The sequence below is a fragment of the uncultured Limosilactobacillus sp. genome, from assembly GCF_934202705.1.
In the GTDB taxonomy this organism is placed as follows: Bacteria; Bacillota; Bacilli; order Lactobacillales; family Lactobacillaceae; genus Limosilactobacillus.
Genome location: NZ_CAKPYE010000002.1, coordinates 40612 through 59589 on the forward strand (window position 1 = coordinate 40612; position 18978 = coordinate 59589).

An 18978-nucleotide genomic window follows, 5' to 3' on the forward strand; every position below is an offset into this window, starting at 1 on the left:
AGTGCTTGCTAACCTGCCATTTGAAAATGGTCGGCTAACAAGCACTGTTTTATTCATCACTTAACAATGCTTCAATCTGATCAAGACGTTGGGCAAAAACATGAAGGGCATCTTCAAGGTACTGTCCATTAGTAACATCTACACCAGCGTTCTTTAAAATCGTGATTGGATCGGCCGAACCACCGGCCTTTAAGAAGGCTAAATAACGCTCTAACGCTCCCGATTGCTTCGTCCAAACTTGTTCCGATAAGGTCGTTGCAATCGCCCACGATGTTGCATATTGGTAAACGTAATAATTCATGTAGAAATGCGGAACATATGCCCAGGCTTGAGTATCAGTCCCCACTAGCTTAACCGCTGGACCATAATATTTTTCAACTAGTTGGCGATTCATCTGATCTAAGTAATCTGCAGTTAACGTCCGTCCAGCCTGCTGTTCACGATAAGCGGTGTTTTCAAATTCAGCAAATTGCGTTTGGCGATAAATGGAACCAATAAACCCGTTGATTGATTGCTCCAAAATGAATATTTGAAGTTGCCGATCATCCTGATACTTATCTAGTAAATACTCAGTCAAAATGTTTTCGTTAAACGTAGAGGCCACTTCTGCTAAAAAGATTGGTGCATCCGCATATTCCGATGGTTGAACATGCTGGCTAAACCAACTATGCATTGCATGACCAGATTCATGTGCCAAAACAAAGGTGCTATATAGTTTATCAGTCCAATTTAATAATATAAACGGATTAGCTTGATAAACACTCACTTGATAACCACCAGACCGTTTACCACGATTTTCTGCAGCATCAATCCATCGGTGATCAAACTCTTCGTGGAGCCCCTTTAAGTAATCCGGGCCCATTATTTGCATTGCCTGCAGAACCATCTGCTTACCTTGTTGGAAGGTAGTCCGCAATCGATCACGACCTGCTAATGGCACTCCAATATCGTATTGATAGAAGGGATCTAAATGAAGGGCGCGTTTCTTAATTGAGTACCACCGATGCGCTAGATCTAGATGCTGATTAACTTTGTTAACTAACGTGTCATAAACCTGCTCATCAATCTGGTTAACAGATAAAGCAGCCTGCCGGGCACTTTGATAGTGCCGCAGCTCCGCAAGTGAATTACGACTATCAATAAAATTATTCAGTGTTGCCGCAAACGTATTACGTAATTCATGGTATGGCTTTTGGTATGCCATCGTCGCTGCTTTCCGCACTTCACGGTCTAAGGACTCCGTAAATTGACTCCGGTTGCCATGCGTTAGTTCCACCCAGTTGCCATGCTCATCTTTAATCTTGCCAAAGTGCAAATCAGCATCATTTAAAGTGTTGTAAATCGTTTCGGCACTGTCCAGTGAACGACTCAGTTGACTAACCAGCTGTTCCTCGTTGGCGGTAAGAACATGACCTTTTTGGAGCCGGATTTGTTGCAAAGCAAACTTAAATTCTGCTAATTGAGGAATTTTGGTTAACCATCGATCCAGTTTTTCCTTTGGAATCGCGACAATTTCTGGATCCATGAATGACAAAGCGGTCTCAATCTTAGTGGCCGCAGTTGCTGCCTCACCGTATAATTCGGTTGCTTGAGCATTCGTCGTATCACTGTCGCGGCGTAAGAAAGCATAAACGTACTCACGCTCCAACTCTTCATTAATTTGTTTAATCATTTGGAGAGCCTTAAGCAAAGTCTGACCATTATTCCTGGCTAGTGCTCCTGCTAGCTCATGGACAGTTTGAGCACGCTTCACAGTCGCACTTAACTGTGCTTGCATGGTTTGATCATTCGGGTACAAAAGGGTCAAATCCCACTTCAATTCACTTGGAACCTGATCCCGTGTCGGTAATTGGTGCTGTTCATTCATTACAATACCTTCTTTTTATCAAATGAATCTAAGTATTCTACATATTTGTTGCGATCTAGTTCCTTTTCTGATTCGCCAATCACTAATGTGGCAATCGAGTTACCAACCACATTGACAACCGTCCGGCCCATGTCAACGAAGCGATCAATTCCTGCAATGAAGGTTAAACCAGCGACTGGAACGCCAATCGTCGAAACCGAGGCCAGCAAAACCACGAACGACGCGCCAGGAACCCCAGCCATCCCCTTCGAGGTAATCATCAAAACAATCAAAAGAGTAAATTGATGTTCCCACGTTAGATGAATGCCATAAGCCTGTGCTAAAAAGATTGCCGCTAACGACTGGTAGATCGCCGAACCATCAAGATTAAAGGTATACCCAGTTGGAATAACAAACGATGCAATTCCCTTTTCTACACCCATTTTCTGGGACTTTTCAATTAAGCGTGGTAATGTAACTTCTGAACTAGCCGTTGAAAAGGCCAGGACAATTTCTTCCCAAATTGCCCGCATGGTTTTCCAATAGTGCAGATGGAAAATTTTTGCAACTAGCCCCAAGACCACAACACAGAAGAAAATCATGGTTAAGTAGGCAAGTAACACAAAGTAGCCAAGGGGAACGAGGGCCTTCAGCCCCATTTCGGCAATTGTCATCCCGATTAAGCCAAACACCCCAATTGGTGCATACTTCATTACCCAGTTAGTAACCTTAAACATCACTTCTGAAACGCTGTTTAAGAAATCAACTACGATTTTCCCCTGTTCACCGATCGCTGCTAAGCCTAGTCCGAAGAAAACACTGAAAAAGATTACGGGCATCATGTCGCCATCACTAATTGACTTAAAAATGTTAGTCGGAATAATGGCTAAAATCTGATCCCAGAAACCAGTGTGCCCTTTGGCAGCTTTCGCAGTCGCCATGTACTTAGAAATATCGGTTGCATGGAGACTCTGAATGTCAATCAATGAACCTGGATGGGCTAAATTAGCCACTACCAGACCGACGATAATTGCAATCGTCGTCAAAACTTCAAAGTAGATAATGGTTTTGCCACCAATTCGGCCCAGTTTGTGAAAATCTCCAATATTGGCAATGCCAACCGTTAAACAAGAAATCACAATCGGCATCACAATCATTTGAATTAGGCGTAAAAAAATTGTTCCTAAACTCTGCATCACAACAATTGCGGAACGATTCTGATAAAAAATAACCCCACAAATGACTCCGGCAATTAAACCAATGAAAATTTGCCAGCCTAAACTGAGGCGGCTGATTCGGTAGTGTTTCATAAACTACCCCTCCGATCAAAATTACTAAAACATTATTTTATCATAGTTTCACTTTGGGATTAGTTCCCCACAACACGAAAATTATAGTATCATGGCAATTAGATTTTGACTTTAGGAGGGGCACATGATTTCTAAAACGACGGCAAATAGTATTAATGGACGGATTGGTTTTTTAATCATTTCAATTATTATTAATTCCTTTTTTAACGCACTCACCGTTTCAACTCAAATGGGTAGTGCCATTTGGACTGCTTCAGCAGTAAGTCTCAGTCACTGGACCCAGATCTCGTTGGGAAACATCCTTTTTTTAGAAGGAGTAATTGTTGCTTTTACTAATCTTGCCCTTCTCGGTCGCTTTGATTGGTTTCGGCTCGTCCGTAACTTACTCTTCATTACGCCATTTAGTTACTTATTAGCGGGTTTTGAAACAATGTTTGTTAAACTCGGCGTCCCGGATTTCAGTCTGAGTTGGCGCATTATCTTAGATATTGGTGGCCTCTTTGGTGTAGCAGCTGCCGTTTCTCTTTACCAACGGGCCAATATTATCATGCATCCTAACGACGACTTCCCTTATATTTTACGTTTCCGCTTCATGCACGGCTCACCTGTATATTCACAGTGGATGAGTAACGTGCCCCCATTGATCATTGTGATCTTGGTATTTGTCATTAAGGGGCATTGGTACTCGTTCGGCTTTGGGACAATCTATAATATCTTAACGCAAGGCTATTTAATTGGGTGGTCTGACCGCCACTTCCTGCCAATTCTCCATCACCATTTAGAATTTAAAAACTAATTTGTAGATGCTATGTATAAATAGGAAAAAAGGATTCCATTTTCGGTTAAGCCGAACTGGAATCCTTTTTTAACTGATCATTATCCTAACTAATTTTTCAATTAATTTAACATCCACAACCAAATTAACTTTGCTTATTTAATCGAATACTAAACTGATAATCTTGGTTTGCAGGAACTGTGTATTTTGGTTCAACATTTGCTCCCCAGCTGTCAATTCCACCAACTCCGCGTACTGCACCAGCCAGCACTAATACCGCACGGCGCACCACCGGTAATTCTTCCAAATGGGTAGCCGCTTCCAGCTCTTGGGCGGTATATGGAAGGAGACTAAAATTAAACGGCTGTCCTTGTTGGTCAATTCTAAGTTGAAATGGACTTTTCGTCTGGTCTGCATTATTAAGGGTTGTTTCACGTGTAACAATTAATTGTTCCGTTTTCATATGCATTCCCATTTCTTGAGGAACTAAATATGGCGTTAACGGCATCCCAGCAATGTTATAGGTTCCCTGTTGTCCACCAGCTAATCGATCGGGATAAGTTTCATTTGACAAGCCCGTGTACTGATATCTGGTAGCTGCTGTCGGCATGACCATGCGCAAGCCAAAAATTGGTAAGCTAGGCAATCCTTCACAACCATGATAATGGGCAGTCACCATGATTTCTCCATTGGCTTCCACCACATATTTCACCGTAACCTGAGTTGCTGGTCTGGTGGCAGTAGTGTAAGTGAAGCAAACGACGACCCGTTGAGCCTGTTCATTGTCAGAAAATTGATTATTCATTGGGGCGATTGGCAAATCAGCAAAGTGTCGACCATCAACGGTTAAATCAATCCCTGTACATTTTGGAAAAACATCCGCACCCATCCACTGAGCACTCTGATATGAGAAACCATTACCGAGATCATTGCTCGTGCTTGCTCGCCAATAAGTGGGATAAATTGGTCGGTATAACCACTCTCGTCCATCAATTTTCATCGATTCCAAACTACCACGTTCATAACTAAACAGGTATTCAAAATGGTCGTGATGCAATCCGAGCACCCCATCACCATAAACAACGTGCATTCTATTTGAGTTGACCATAGTAATACTTCACCTCCTGCATTGCGGGTTTTGGTACCCGGTTGGCAAACATCAGTCCATCACCAGAGAAATCAGCATCGGTATGACGATCATCAAAATCACCACCATACCGCATCACCAATTGGCCGGTTAATGGGTCTCGAACTTGAATCGCCTGGTCGATAAAGTCCCAAATAAAGCCGCCACAGTAAGTTGGATACTTTTTGATTAAATCAACGTATGTCTTCATTCCACCAACCGAATTACCCATTGAATGCATGTACTCGCATTCCATAAACGGCTTATCTGGGTGATTTTTCAAATATTCTTCAACATCTTCTGGCGGTAAGTACATTCGACTTTCAAAATCAGAAATTTGATCCCGATACTGTGGTGCTTGACAAACTCCCTCGTAATGAACCAAGCGGGTCTGATCATGTTCCTTGTAAAACTTTTGCATTGCTGCAATGTTATCGCCGGCATATGACTCGTTACCGAGCGACCAGAAAAGGATACTTGGATGATTTTTAAAGGTCTCATAATTAGTTCTGGCCCGATCCAGCACTACATCACACCATTCTGGCACAGAACCCGGAACATTATCTGAAGGTTCCACTGCCCCCATTTTTTGCCACGTCCCATGCGATTCCAAATTATTCTCCGCCATCATATAAATACCATTCTGATCGCAGAGATAATACCACGGAATTTGATCAGAATAGTGGCAGGTCCGGACCGCATTAATATTATTTTCGTGGAAGATGGCGAGGTCTCGTTTCATATCTGTCAACGTAATACACCGGCCGGTACGACAGTTCCATTCATGACGATTAACACCATTGATAATCAGGCGGTGACCGTTCAGCTGTAAAACCTGATCTCCATTAATTTCGACCCGCCGGAAGCCAAATTGATATGGAACCACTTCGAGCAGTTGTCCATGGCGATCAAACACCGTTACTTCAAGTTGATATAGATATGGATTTTGATAATCCCATAAGTGAATCGGTGCAATCTCACCAGACTCTACGATTAGATCAGGTGCAACATCGTGATCTGTCCGTAAAATGGTTCCCCCCGCTTGATCTTTAGCAGTGATCGTAACCGATCCAGTCAAGCTGCCAACCAGTTTTAAATGCACCGCGAGTTTACCTGATGCATAATCATCATTAACTGTCGGTAAGATCAATAAATCTTCAACATGCGTTTCTGGTATCGCCTGTAAGGTCACATCACGAAAAATCCCAGAAAAGCGGAACATGTCCTGATCTTCTAAGTAGGACGCTGTGCTATGTTTAAAAACTTCTACCGCCAAGATATTATCAGCTTCACGCAAATATGGTGTTAAATCGAATTCACTCGGGGTAAAGCTATCTTCCGCGTATCCAACAAATTGACCATTTAGCCAAACATACATTGCTCGCTCAACTCCAGCGAATTGAATCCGGACATGATGGCCACGTAAGCCAGGCTGTAAGGTGAAATGCGTGCGATAGCAGCCAACCGTGTTATCAGTAGCCGCGGAGAACTGTCCCGGAACCAATCCTTGCCCATTTGTAAAAGCGGGCCGCCGGAAATGATGCCCTTCCCACGGATATAAAGTGTTGATGTACTGGTTTTGTGCATAACCATTTAGTTCAATCATACTGGGTACCGTAATTTGATCCCAATTATGGTCATCAAAGTCTGGTTGCATGAAATCTTGTGGACGGTCTTCTGGCGTTTTAGCAAATTGAAACCGCCATTGGCCATTTAACGATTGATCAAACCCACTTTGGTGCAGCGTTAATTGACGGTAATCTTGGTACCATTGATGATCACTGTGCGCCGCTATTTGGTTAACCCGAAAAACTCGTGGATCATCTAACCATGCGATTGTTGCTTGCATCTAAATTCCTCCTTACTATGTTATCGCTTTCATTTTACTATTAAATAAAAGGGCTGGGGTCTTACTCAGCCGATTTTTTTGTGGACGCGCGTTCTACTAACTTGGTTCCAACTACGACCCGCGTCGGCGTAAAGTCTTGACTTCCCCGTCGCATTTTGACTTGTTGAACGGCCATGGTTGCCATTTCATCAATTGACACCCGAATGGCGGTTAACGGTGGATATGTGTAGTGGGTGAGTGTCGTATCACCAAAACTCATAATCGCTAATTCTTCAGGGACACGAACGTTTGCTTCATGCAGATAACGGAGGGCCCCCACCGCCATAGCGTCATTAGCGACGAAGACCGCGTCTGGCTGCGGCTTAGCGGTCAGCAGTTGCTTCATTAACTCATAACCGCTTTGTTCTGAATAGTCACCGGTCACGAAAAGTTTATTATTATAACACTGTCGACTCCGTAACGCTAATTCAAAAACCTGTTGACGGTCGTCAAAAACTAACTCACCATCCTGCGTTTTTTCTTGACCAGCAATCATCGCAATATGCTGATAGTGTGTCGTTAAATAGTCAGCAGCTTGACGAATGCCACCATGAAAATCCGGAATTACCGAATCATAACCGTTTGCCAACTCGTCATGATCAAGAACGACAACATTATACGTGATCGAGCGTAACTGTTGGAGCTGCTGTTGACTAAACTTACCGATCGCAATAATTCCTGCTAAAGTGTCTGGAATTTGGTCAAGCTGGTCCGCAAAGATAGTGACAGTTTTCAATCCCACCGCTCGAGCAGCCCGCTCAACATTAAGCCGACTACTGAGATAATAAAGATCGCGAAGCTCCGTTTCTTGTGGGTACCATTCAACAATCCCAATTTGTGCAGATTGTTGGGCATCCTGCTGATGATGTTTTTTAGTGTAAGAAAGTTCATCCGCAATCGTTAGAACACGGCGTCGGGTTTTTTCACTTACCGATAATTTCGGGTCATGGTTTAAAACACGAGAAACCGTTGCCAGCGAAACTTCAGCCCGGTCTGCAATATCCTTTAATGTTACTGCCACAAAATCCCTCCTGCTCCGCTAAAGTTGATTAATAAACCGTTGCCAGCCGGCACGTCCCACAGCATCATTCTTAAATACCCCCGCATCAGCCAATACATCAGCAAAAACCTGGGCCACTTCTTCTTTAAGCACCTCATTAACATTATTAGGATTAATTGATCGCTTTGCTTGTACTGCCTTGGCCCACGGCAAATGACTGTCAGCAATGTGATTATCTTGACCTAACCAAAACCTCTTAACTTCGGCTAATTCACCCTTGAGACGGGCCGGTAAAATTGCCCGTCCCATCACTTCGATTAACCCGATGTTTTCCTTTTTGATATGCCAGAGCTCTTTGTGCGGATGGAAAATTCCTAGCGGATATTGATCACTTGTATTATTGTCCCGTAACACGAGATCTAAGACAAACTGATCGCCTTCCCGATGCATAATTGGCGTTACCGTATGGTGACGAGTTGCACCGTCAAACGCTTTAATTTGCAATGTTTCGTCACTGTAATGGTCCCAGCTATTAATAATGTGTGTACCTAGATTAATTAATTCTAGATCATTACTGCTGCTCAGACGCAGGTCACTCATTGGCCAGTCTACAATTCCGGCTTTAACGTCTGGATAATCGGCAAAATCAACCGATTGGCGAAGCTTGGCCTTCATCATTGGAAAGACGTGTTTACCACCTTGATAATGTTCATGAGCCAGCATTGATCCACCAACAATCGGCAAATCGGCATTACTACCAACAAAATAATGTGGCAGCTGTTTTTCAATTTCCATCAAGTTAATTAACGTTTGTTGATTAATTTGCATTGGTTCATGCTTGGCATCGAGAAAAATACAATGTTCATTAAAGTAGGCATATGGGGAATACTGGAACCCCCATGGATGGCCACCGATCATCATTCGAATAATGCGGTGGTTACTCCGTGCTGCGTGATCCAGTCGACCAAGGTACCCTTCATTTTCCATACAAAGTGCACATTGCGGATACTTTTTTCCGGTCGCATGTGCAGCCGCCGCAATCGCCTTTGGGTCCTTTTCGGGTTTAGAAAGATTAATGGTAATCTCTAACTGGTTACCGTCTTGCACCTGCTTGGTAAACTCAATATTTCGTTTAATTGCCGAAGCTTTAACGTAATTATTGTTGATGCAAAGTTGATAAAACCAATCCGTTGCCATCGTTGGCGATTCAACATACCGATTCCAAAAAGCGGCATTCACCGCTGCTGGCGTTGGGGTTAACAAATCATACAATTGATCACTCAAAATTTCGCGAGCTGTCACTCCGTCATCAATTTTCCCCCGTTGAACAGCTAAGGCAACCAGATGATCGACGACTGGTCGATCATCTGCGGTCACATCTTCATCACCAACCAAGGCGCGAACCTTATTCATAACATAAATTTGGTCCAACGGGGCAAATCGCCCACTATCCACTGCCTGTTTAGCAAATTGTTCAAATAACATCATTTGATTCGCGCTCCTTAATCTAATTGTCGAGGTCCATCAACAATTTCAACGTCAAAGAAACTGGCATCATAGCCGACTTTACTACGATATTCTTCACCAACTTGCTGTTTTAAGTTAGCAACTTGATCTTTTTTAACTAGGGCAATCGCACTACCAGCAAAACCGCCACCGATCATTCGGGCTCCTGCAACCCCTGGCAATTGCCAAGCAGTATTTACTAGTGTATCTAGTTCAAAGCTGGAGACTTCGTAGTCATAGGCTAATGAAACATGTGAAGCATTAATTAGGCAACCAAGTCGTTCCATATCACCAACCTGCATTGCCTTGGTTGCTTCACGGGTCCGTTCATTTTCGGTTACCACATGGCGAACTCGACGCAGTAGTACCGCATCGTTAATGAGGTAGTCATAAGCTTCGAAAGTTTTAAAGTCGAGGTCACTCAAGGAAGTGATCCCGAGTTTTTGTTGGAGCAAGCGTAGTGCTTCATGGCTTTGTTTAACCCGTTCGTTGTACGCTGAGTTGGCAAGCGAGTGCTTCTTATTAGTACTCATAATTACTAACGTGTAGTTCGGGTCATCCATGGACTTATACTGATAACTTAATGTCGCACTATTAAGTAAAACAGCATGATCTTTCTTTCCCATCCGAACAGCAAACTGGTCCATAATTCCCGAACGGAGGCCAAGAAAGTCATTTTCCGTTCGTTGACCTAACTTTGCTAGGTCAATGTTACTAACTGGTAAATTAAACTCATCTTTTAGCACTTCACCCATCAGCATTTCAATTGACGCTGAAGATGATAATCCAGAACCATATGGTAAATTACCATAAATATAGAGACTGAACCCCTTGTCAATCAAGTAACCTTCGTGGCGTAGGTATGCCAACATGCCCTTTGGGTAGTTCGCCCACTGCTCTGAGTCTTTGACAATTGGAAAACGGTCAGTAACCGGGAACGAAACAATGTCTCCCTTAATGTTTTCCGAATACAGTTCAACCTTTTCATCATCCCGTGGTGCAAAAACACCATAAGTTCCTAAACTGATCGCACATGGCATTGACAGACCATCATTATAGTCAGTATGTTCACCAATTAAATTAATTCTTCCTGGTGAGAAAAAAATGTCCTGTCCTGGGCGCTGAAATACTTTTTGGAATCCATCCAGTAATGCTTGCTTTTCCATGAGCATCCTCCGTTGTAATCGTCGTAAAGTTCTTTAGTAAAATTTTACTAAATTCATAGTAAACCCTTTTTGAGTGTTGGTCAACGTCCGTTTTTGGTTTCACGTGAAACAGTCATGTTCCCAATGCGGTACAATAATAAAAAGCATTCGTAAGGAGTGATCGAATGAAACTATCTCCCCAAGAAATTCTCACAGCAGTTCAGCCCACTGGTCGATGGTTCGTCCATAAACAATCATTAATGACCCCATTACTAGGGGCATCCCTAAACTTCACCATTGAAAATTGTCAAAATTTAATGATTCATACCGTCAACAATGCCAATCCGCTTTCACCCAGCCAGATTTTTACCTGTCGAGTCGATAACGGACCCTGGCAACGCTGGCCAGCCACTAACCATAAGTTTCAACTATCACTTTCCCCTGCTAATCATCAGGTTTCGATTATGACTGGTGGCAATTGTGATCTCGATAATGTCTGGACGCAAAATCAATGTTTCACAATTACGGGAATCATCGTTAATGATCAGGCAATTATTAAACCATTAACTAAAAATCAGCAAATTTTGGTACTTGGTGACTCCATTACCGCTGGCTGTTGGGTGAATGGGAAACACGCTAGCGTTGATTATCGTCCAGAAAGTAATTACCTCGCCGTTGCCCAAGACCAGTTACCAAAGATTGAAATTCACCGAATTGCTTATTCTGCAGCTGGTGTGTTACGACCCGGAACTGGTAGCGTACCAGCTGCATTGAGCTGGTTAAACCACACGAATCACAAATTAATTGCTCCAGCAAAACATTTCGATTGGGTTTTAATTGCTCTCGGTGTTAATGATCGGCGCTTTTCTGCTCAGCGGTTTTACAAAGCATATCTCAATTATGTCCGTGCCGTTCAGAACCGTTATCAGTGTCCAGTGGCACTGATGATACCATTTTTGCAAAGTTTCTCCTCTGAAATTACGCAAATTGGCAAAACAATGAACATCCCAGTCATTACTACCAAGCACTGGTGCCCATCAACAATTGATGGTCTTCATCCAGATTCATTTGGTTCACTGGCTGCCGGTCAGCATTTTGCACAGGCAATTCGACAACTGGTACAATAGACGAAAGAAAGGAAGTGATCTGGTGGCTCATCAACGAATGATTCCACTGTTGAATACCCATAACTTTCGCGACCTTGGTGGTTATCCAACCACAAATGGCAAAACAGTCAAATGGGGTAAAATTTTCCGGTCCGACAAACTTAGTCAGCTTTCCGACACAGATCAAAATCAATTATTGACGTTAAACATTGCCACTGATATTGACCTCCGTTCAAAAGAAGAAACCACTGCCGCACCAGATCAGCTTCCCCACCAAATTCAATACTTGGCCAATCCGGTCTTTCAACGCGACGTTACTGATTCCTCCAAAAGTGTAAATAAGTTAGATGAGGAACTTCAGCAAACTCCACAAGCTGGTCGAAAACATATGCAGAAAGTTTATCATGACATGATGGGAAGTTCTCATGCTGCAAACGCTTTTCGCGTTATTTTTGAGCATTTACTTTCAGCCCCTAACGATCAAGGGATCCTCTTCCACTGCACTGCTGGTAAGGACCGCACTGGAATGAGTGCTTGCCTGATTCTCCGCGCATTAGAAGTAAGCCCGGCAATCGCCAAAAAAGATTACTTACTAACTAATACCGCACTAAAAAACTTTCTGAACGGTCGTCAAGCAATGCTCCGTGCTGCCCAGCATTCTACCATCCTAATTGACAACTATACTGCCCTCTGGACTGCTGATCCGAGTTACTTATCAGCAGCCCGCCACGTCATTGAAGAGCAGTACGGTGGAATGAACAATTATTTACATCAAGCATTGCAGCTTACGGATGGTGACTTAAAAGATCTACGACAACAATATCTTCAGTAATTAGGGGGATTTTTAAATGGAAATCAATGTTCAATTAGTCAATGGGCTGTTACCTGATCAGTATGGTAAGTTTGCCCCGTCAGAAAATAAAATCGGTCGTCAACCAGTAACTTCATTTCCAATTACCATTAGTGATCCACCGGCAGGAACAAAAGCTTTCGCGCTCACGCTAGTCGACCATGATTCGATTCCCGTGTGTGGGTTTACATGGATTCACTGGATTGCAACCAATATTCCTGGTGATTGGCAGGACATCCCAGAAAATGCAAGTTTGGCATTTAAAGACCGCTTTATCCAAGGAAAAAATAGTAATGCTAGTCAGTTTGTAAACGGACAACCACAAACTGGTTATATTGGTCCCACACCACCTGACAAAACCCATGACTACCAGTTAACTGTCTTCGCTTTAGATCAAATTCTGCCACTTAAAAACGGCTACTGGTTAAATGAATTTCTGTCTGCTGCTAAGGACCACATTCTGGATCAAGCAACCGTTACACTACCATCAAGAGCTAACTAACAAAGGAAGTGAGAACTAATGGAAACAAGAATTTTCTTTAACCCCGGTGATTCAATTGCTAACATTCATGACTATAATGAAGCCATCCGGAAAGGCCAAATCTTCAAAAAGGAACGCAAAGTCGATGACTTAGTAATTGCCAAAGACAAGGATAATGAAGAATACGCAATTTTCTACGCCCATGATGCAAAGCAAGAACCACATGGAACCACCAAAACTTATGAAATTAAGAAACGGATGTAAATTAATTAATAACGGGGGTCGATGATTATATCGACCCCCGTTATTAATTAAAATTTCATTGCTTCCAAAAATTCTTGAATACGCGGTGTTGGGTGATTAAAAAATTCATCACTCGTCCCGGAAAATTCAATTTGACCATTTTCAACAAAGACGATCTGATCTGCAACCTTACGCGCAAATTCCATGTTGTGGGTGACCACAATCATCGAATGTCCTTGCTGAGATAAATCCTGTAATACCCGTAAGACCTGCGCTTCTAACTCTGGATCCAGAGCACTGGTCGGCTCATCAAAGAGAATAAATGACGTGGCTAACGCTAAGGCTCGGCAAATTGAGACCCGCTGTTGTTGCCCACCCGACAACTGATTTGGGTAGCGGTTAGCAACCCCATCTAAGCCAACCTGTTGAAGTAGTTGATGAGCTTTTTGCTCAGCTTCCTTTTGACTCAATCCTTGAACATAAATTGGTCCCTCGGTAATGTTTTCCAGAATCGTTAAATTCGGGAATAAATTCCAGCTTTGGAATACCATTGAAGTCTGTCGACGCATTCGGAGAATTTCCCGGTTCGATAAATCAGCCGCATAATTTAATTTCAAATTCCCAATTTGCAACGTGCCAGATTGCGGTCGTTCCAAAAGGTTGATCGCACGTAACAGCGTGGACTTGCCGGCTCCAGATGGTCCTAAAATAACCGTTGTTTGATGGTCAGGGAATTCGACACTCACGTCATTCAATGCGTGATGTTCCTGATACTGCTTATCAACATGACTAAGTTTTATCATTAATTATTCCCCCTCCGACGTAATGTATCGTGACAGCCGTTTTTCCATGTAGTACTGCAAAATAGTGAGTAATGAACAGAAAACTGCATAGACCACCGCCACAATTGAATACATCAAAAGCGGTTGATAATTATGCGAAGCAATCTGCTGACTAACTAAAAACATGTCCGCAATGGTAATGGTACTAGCCAATGAGGTATCTTTAACTAAGCCAATAAAGGAATTTGACAACGGCGGGATTGCTACCCGAAACGCCTGCGGAAAGATGATTTTAAACAATACTTGCCGGTAGGTCATCCCAATCGAATAAGCTGCTTCCCACTGGCTTTGGGGAATCGAACTAATCGCCGCCCGAATTGTTTCCGAAGCATAGGCCCCCGTATTAAGCGAGAAAGTCCAGATTCCAGCAGTCCAAGCATTCAGCTGGATGCCAACGTTGGGTAACCCATAAAACACAATAAATAATTGAACAATCAACGGTGTGGAGCGGAATAACCAGACATAGAATGAAAAAACTGCTTTAAGGAGTTGCCAGAGCCCCTTAATTGCCACATTACCTCGTGGATGGGAGGTTTTGACTAAAGCGGTCACGACCGCGATCACCAAACCAATGATGAATGAAATTACAGCAATCGGAATTGTATATTTAATGCCGGCCCATAAAATCTCCGGCGTAGTTGATTTGATAATGTCCCACATTTTAATTCTCCCTTTACAAAAGGCCAAGCTCGTTTGATTTGCGATCTTGGCCTCTTTCATTTATTTTTCAGTGGTATTTTCTTGGAAGTACTTATCAGATAGGCGTTTCAAAGTTCCATCTTTGCGTAATTCACTGAGTGCCCGATCTGTCTTCTTCTTTAATCCCTTATTATTCTTGGCCATTAAAATGCCGATTTTTTGACTAGGAATCTTGCTAGTTGGCACTGTCATTTCCTTCAAGTCCTCAGCATTATTTGTTCGTTGATAGTAAAGGAACGCTTCTTTAGAATTCATCGCCGCTTGAACCCGGCCTTGACGAATGAGGGCCATCGCAGTTGCAAAATCTGGCGATGAAACATTGTCACCGCCGAACTTCTTAACGTTATCTGCGTTCGCGGTTCCAGTTGCGGCCGCAATTTTCTTCCCTTTAATGTCGTTAATGTTCTTAATATCGTTATTATCCTTCTTCATGATCAATGAAGTCTTAGAATAAATATATGGTGTGGAGAACAGGTAAGCCTTTTGCCGTTCAGGCGTCATTGCAATATTATTAATTGCCATATCAAACTTGTGTGAACCAACGCCCGCAATTAATGAATCCCACTTGGTTGGCACAAATTTAACTTTGTAACCCATCTTCTTTGCTAACGCGCGGGCCATATCAACTTCGAATCCAGTTAACTTACCATTTTTCCGGTAAGAATATGGTGCATAAGTTCCTTCTAGCCCAACGGTCAATGTTCCCTTCTTAACTAACTCGGGATGATTACTCGAAGAGGTGCGGCCACAGGCTGCCAGTGCCACCATTGCAAGTAAACTAGCACCGATCACACTGATTCTTTTAAGCCATTGTTTCATTACCGTTTCCTCCTTTAAAACTACACTTACTTTCAATAAGTAAAAGTGTACAGATTTCGTTGACGATTGTCAACTGTCCGCAACATTTTTTAACGGTGACCTACAATTTTTTGGGCTTCATCTGCAAAACGTTCATCGAGCGCATCCGCGTTTTGTTCAAAATCATTGACCCAACTACCATTTAGCGGCTTAATTCGACCAGCTTCACTCCCCATGACGTCAGTAACAACCAACGTACCATTGTCGAGCATTTTGACATCGTCATAGTGTCCCTCAAGTGCCTCATCCAGATAGGCTTGGAGAATATCACGAACAGCGGTCATAATCACCGCTTCTTTCGTTAATTTTTGACCATGAACACTCGCCTGAGCAATTTTCATTGCTACTTCTTCCATATTTTCCGGAACATCTAAACTCATTTCCATCACCCTTCCTAGAATTGAAATCTTAGATTTATCATATCATAATAGTGTTAGCAAACGAACGAGGAGATTGATACCATGGAAAAAATTGTTTTAATTCCCAGCGATTTTCGTCAAGCTGGTCGAAAAGTTTTTCAAGATGCAAACATCAAAACGATTCCCGTAGACAATGTTAATAACGAAGCATTAATCAAATACGGCGACCAAGTTCAAGGGGCCGTGATAATGCTCGACCAAATTAGTAACACCACCTATCGTCAAACTCCCCATCTAAAGGTTCTTTCGCGAGTTGGCGTTGGCTATAACAATATTGATCCAGCTGGCGCTGCTGAACATGGTGTTTGGGTGACTATCACTCCGCACGCTAATTACAATTCTGTAGCGGAAGCAATTCTTGGTGCGATCTTGATGGCTGCACGCGACACCAATCAACGGCAACGTCTGTTACTGGCAGGAAAATGGGATGAAGGGCACGCTACTGTCGGCCATGATATTAGCGGTCAAACATTGGGAATCATTGGCTATGGTCGAATTGGTCATGCCCTCGCCAAAAAAGCTGCTGCGCTTGGTATGAACATCATTATTAATAACGGTGCTCACCACAAGGCGCTTGAAGTGGGGACTGAAGTTTCCTTAGATCAACTTTTCGCCACTGCTGACTACGTCTCGCTGAGTGCGCCGGTTACCGATGAAACCACTGAAATGATGAATCAACAAGCCTTTCAGAAAATGAAAAAGACTGCCACTTTAATTAATTTCGGTCGTGGCCAGCTAGTCAATCATGACGATTTAGTTGCTGCATTAAAAAACCATGAAATTCACAGTGCATTTTTAGACGCATTTCAGCAAGAACCGTTACCAGCCAATGATGAACTCACGAAACTTGAGAACGTCTTTTTAACTCCGCATATTGGCGGTGGGACTATTGATGCCATGGACCGTGGCTGTCATGACGCCGCTAGTGAGGTTGTCCGGGTGCTGCAGGGACAAAAACCGCAATGGCCAGTGAACCAACTGTAAAGGAAGCATAAAATGGCAGAAATTTACTTTCAAAAGATGACCCCCGCGGGCTACCACGAAATCGAATTACAAATTGCCGCCCTTCAAAAGGAACGACCTACGAAAATTGCCCGTTTAAAAGCTGCTCGCGCCCTCGGTGACCTCTCAGAAAATACCGAATATAGCACCGCTAAACGCGACCTCCGCCACTTAGAAAGCCGGCTTCGTTACCTCAACAAGCAGTTAACCTATGCTCAAATTATCCATCATCAAAATGATGGTACTATTGATTTGGGAAGTACTGTGACCATTGAATTCATGGATGATCATTCACAAATCGACTACCAAATTGTTGGTACTCACGAAGCTGACTTGGCCAATCATAAGCTAGCTTTTGATTCACCACTTGGGCAAGCCATGATGGGTAAAAAGGCCAATTTGATTGTGGAAGTGGCAGCACCCGATTGCACCTATCATGTCAAAATTATTAGCATTAATTAATTAAATTACTTAAGAGAATGTGACTTTTATCAATTAGATTAGCCACATTCTTTTTTTCTTTAAAAATTACCATTGCGCTTTATTAACGCATATGCTAACTTAAAAGCACGAATTATAATTCGCTTTAAAGATTAATTATTCGTATTTATAAGGAGAAATCATAGTGGAATCATTTAAACGTTACGGAATTGCCATAGCTGGGGTCATTTTTCATCTAATGATTGGCGGAGTCTATGCATGGAGTGTGTTCACAAAACCAATTGTTCAGCAAACCGGTTGGCGTGAAGCCAGTGTTTCATTTGCATTTAGTCTAGCCATCTTTTTCTTAGGAATGTCAGCCGCATTTATGGGACGATTAGTTGAAAAATTTGGTCCATCAACAGTCGGTACTATTTCAAGTTTCTTTTACGGTTCAGGAATTGCCCTGACCGGTGTTGCCATTCAAATACATCAATTATGGTTATTGTATTTAGCATATGGTGTCATTGGCGGTCTGGGCCTCGGTTCCGGGTATGTGACCCCTGTTTCAACCATCGTTCGTTGGTTCCCTGATAAACGAGGACTAGCTACAGGACTCGCGATTATGGGCTTTGGCTTTGCCGCTTTACTAACGGGGCCCTTTGCATTACGACTCATTATGACAATTGGTTTGGTTAATACCTTTTATGTTTTAGGACTGTTCTACTTTGTGGTAATGATTATCACGGCACAATTCATCCGCAAACCGCGGCCACATGAACTACCTCAAGTCATTGCCGAACATGCTGATCAAATCAGCCTCACCAACCAAGCAATGACTGCTAACGAAGCAGTTAAAACCCGCTGGTTTGCTTGCCTGTGGTTCATGTTCTTCATCAACATCACTACTGGAATTGGTTTAGTTTCAGCGGCTTCACCGATGGCCCAGAGTATGACGTCGATGACTGCAGCTGCCGCTGCTGTCATGGTCGGTATCATTGGTTTGTTTAATGGCTTTGGTCGCTTAGCTTGGGCTACCCTTTCTGATTATATCGGTCGTCCCATCACATACAGCTTAATTTTCATTCTTGATATTATCATGTTGGTAATTTTAATCTTCTTCAAACAGCCCTTCATTTTTGCCGTCGCCCTTTGTCTACTGATGTCATGCTATGGTGCTGGATTCTCTGTGATACCCGCTTACCTCAGCGATGTTTTTAGTACTAAAGAACTCGGTGCTATTCATGGGTATGTGCTAACGGCTTGGGCAGCCGCTGGTATGGTAGGACCCGTTCTCCTCTCCTGGACCCATCAAGTCCTCCACAATTACTATGTTACATTGATCGCTTTCATTATCATCGACCTGTTAGCAATGATTGTTTCCGTGCGAATTCAAAAAGACTTTGTAACGAAATCTTCAGTGCAATCAGCGCACTAATTGACGTTTCATCTAAAATGCCGT

Annotated in this window: 19 protein-coding genes; 8 read left to right on the forward strand and 11 right to left on the reverse strand. The window is 42.9% G+C overall.

The features are described 5' to 3' along the window. Positions 1-49: 49 nt before the first annotated feature. Together pepF and Q0C76_RS01485 are read right to left on the reverse strand one after the other, a co-directional pair. Positions 50-1867: an oligoendopeptidase F gene (pepF, locus tag Q0C76_RS01480; protein ID WP_295728778.1), complete on the reverse strand. Its 1818-nt coding sequence runs from the start codon at positions 1865-1867 to the stop codon at positions 50-52. Continuing rightward, on the reverse strand, positions 1867-3156 hold the full coding sequence (locus tag Q0C76_RS01485; protein WP_295728780.1) for a dicarboxylate/amino acid:cation symporter: 1290 nt from the start codon (positions 3154-3156) through the stop codon (positions 1867-1869). Before Q0C76_RS01485 ends, pepF begins: the two co-directional genes overlap by 1 nt. A gap of 124 nt (positions 3157-3280) precedes the next feature. On the opposite strand from Q0C76_RS01485, the gene Q0C76_RS01490 reads away from it, so the two are divergent. Continuing rightward, positions 3281-3952 carry a hypothetical protein gene (locus Q0C76_RS01490; RefSeq protein ID WP_295728782.1) on the forward strand — a complete coding sequence of 224 codons (672 nt, stop codon included), beginning with the start codon at positions 3281-3283 and terminating at the stop codon, positions 3950-3952. Positions 3953-4076: 124 nt separating this feature from the next. Here the strand turns inward: Q0C76_RS01490 and Q0C76_RS01495 are convergent, their stop codons facing one another. The 5 genes from Q0C76_RS01495 to Q0C76_RS01515 all read right to left on the reverse strand — a co-directional run bounded on the left by Q0C76_RS01495 (position 4077) and on the right by Q0C76_RS01515 (position 10617). Next, positions 4077-5039, reverse strand: coding sequence for a beta-galactosidase small subunit (locus Q0C76_RS01495; RefSeq protein ID WP_295728785.1), 963 nt, complete (start codon positions 5037-5039; stop codon positions 4077-4079). Further along, a complete protein-coding gene (locus Q0C76_RS01500; protein WP_295728788.1) occupies positions 5023-6906 on the reverse strand; it encodes a glycoside hydrolase family 2 TIM barrel-domain containing protein in 1884 nt (627 codons plus the stop codon). The genes Q0C76_RS01495 and Q0C76_RS01500 overlap by 17 nt, the downstream gene beginning before the upstream one ends. Before the next feature lie 61 nt (positions 6907-6967). Beyond that, complete coding sequence (locus tag Q0C76_RS01505) at positions 6968-7966, reverse strand: LacI family DNA-binding transcriptional regulator (protein ID WP_295728790.1); 999 nt, start codon at positions 7964-7966, stop codon at positions 6968-6970. An 18-nt stretch (positions 7967-7984) separates the two neighbouring features. Further along, positions 7985-9433: a UDP-glucose--hexose-1-phosphate uridylyltransferase gene (locus Q0C76_RS01510; protein WP_295728793.1), complete on the reverse strand. Its 1449-nt coding sequence runs from the start codon at positions 9431-9433 to the stop codon at positions 7985-7987. A gap of 14 nt (positions 9434-9447) precedes the next feature. Further along, the gene (locus tag Q0C76_RS01515) at positions 9448-10617 is read right to left on the reverse strand and encodes a galactokinase (protein WP_295728795.1); all 1170 of its coding nucleotides are present in this window, start codon (positions 10615-10617) and stop codon (positions 9448-9450) included. Between the two features lie 164 nt (positions 10618-10781). Here Q0C76_RS01515 and Q0C76_RS01520 point away from each other — a divergent pair, with 164 nt between their 5' ends. The 4 genes from Q0C76_RS01520 to Q0C76_RS01535 are packed head-to-tail and all read left to right on the forward strand — an operon-like array spanning position 10782 to position 13297. Then, entirely contained in the window at positions 10782-11723 is a 942-nt protein-coding gene (locus Q0C76_RS01520) for a GDSL-type esterase/lipase family protein (RefSeq protein ID WP_295728798.1), read from the forward strand. 22 nt (positions 11724-11745) lie between these two features. After that, positions 11746-12534, forward strand: coding sequence for a tyrosine-protein phosphatase (locus Q0C76_RS01525; protein WP_295728800.1), 789 nt, complete (start codon positions 11746-11748; stop codon positions 12532-12534). Positions 12535-12550: 16 nt separating this feature from the next. Continuing rightward, a complete protein-coding gene (locus Q0C76_RS01530) occupies positions 12551-13054 on the forward strand; it encodes a YbhB/YbcL family Raf kinase inhibitor-like protein (protein ID WP_295728803.1) in 504 nt (167 codons plus the stop codon). Positions 13055-13072: 18 nt separating this feature from the next. Further along, positions 13073-13297, forward strand: a complete 225-nt coding sequence (locus tag Q0C76_RS01535) for a hypothetical protein (protein ID WP_295728806.1) — start codon at positions 13073-13075, stop codon at positions 13295-13297. A 47-nt stretch (positions 13298-13344) separates the two neighbouring features. On the opposite strand, the gene Q0C76_RS01540 is transcribed toward Q0C76_RS01535, so the two are convergent. The 4 genes from Q0C76_RS01540 to Q0C76_RS01555 all read right to left on the reverse strand — a co-directional run bounded on the left by Q0C76_RS01540 (position 13345) and on the right by Q0C76_RS01555 (position 16055). After that, entirely contained in the window at positions 13345-14079 is a 735-nt protein-coding gene (locus tag Q0C76_RS01540) for an amino acid ABC transporter ATP-binding protein (protein ID WP_295728808.1), read from the reverse strand. A gap of 3 nt (positions 14080-14082) precedes the next feature. Then, positions 14083-14778, reverse strand: coding sequence for an amino acid ABC transporter permease (locus Q0C76_RS01545; RefSeq protein ID WP_295728811.1), 696 nt, complete (start codon positions 14776-14778; stop codon positions 14083-14085). A gap of 60 nt (positions 14779-14838) precedes the next feature. Further along, the gene (locus Q0C76_RS01550; protein WP_295728813.1) at positions 14839-15636 is read right to left on the reverse strand and encodes a transporter substrate-binding domain-containing protein; all 798 of its coding nucleotides are present in this window, start codon (positions 15634-15636) and stop codon (positions 14839-14841) included. An 89-nt stretch (positions 15637-15725) separates the two neighbouring features. Further along, the gene (locus Q0C76_RS01555) at positions 15726-16055 is read right to left on the reverse strand and encodes a hypothetical protein (protein ID WP_295728815.1); all 330 of its coding nucleotides are present in this window, start codon (positions 16053-16055) and stop codon (positions 15726-15728) included. A gap of 81 nt (positions 16056-16136) precedes the next feature. Between Q0C76_RS01555 and Q0C76_RS01560 the strand changes: the two genes are divergently transcribed. The 3 genes from Q0C76_RS01560 (at position 16137) to Q0C76_RS01570 (ending at position 18954) form a co-directional block, all read left to right on the forward strand. Beyond that, on the forward strand, positions 16137-17078 hold the full coding sequence (locus tag Q0C76_RS01560) for a phosphoglycerate dehydrogenase (protein ID WP_295728818.1): 942 nt from the start codon (positions 16137-16139) through the stop codon (positions 17076-17078). A gap of 12 nt (positions 17079-17090) precedes the next feature. After that, positions 17091-17558, forward strand: a complete 468-nt coding sequence (gene greA / locus Q0C76_RS01565; RefSeq protein WP_295728820.1) for a transcription elongation factor GreA — start codon at positions 17091-17093, stop codon at positions 17556-17558. 160 nt (positions 17559-17718) lie between these two features. Continuing rightward, on the forward strand, positions 17719-18954 hold the full coding sequence (locus Q0C76_RS01570) for an OFA family MFS transporter (RefSeq protein WP_295729262.1): 1236 nt from the start codon (positions 17719-17721) through the stop codon (positions 18952-18954). Positions 18955-18978 lie beyond the last annotated feature (24 nt).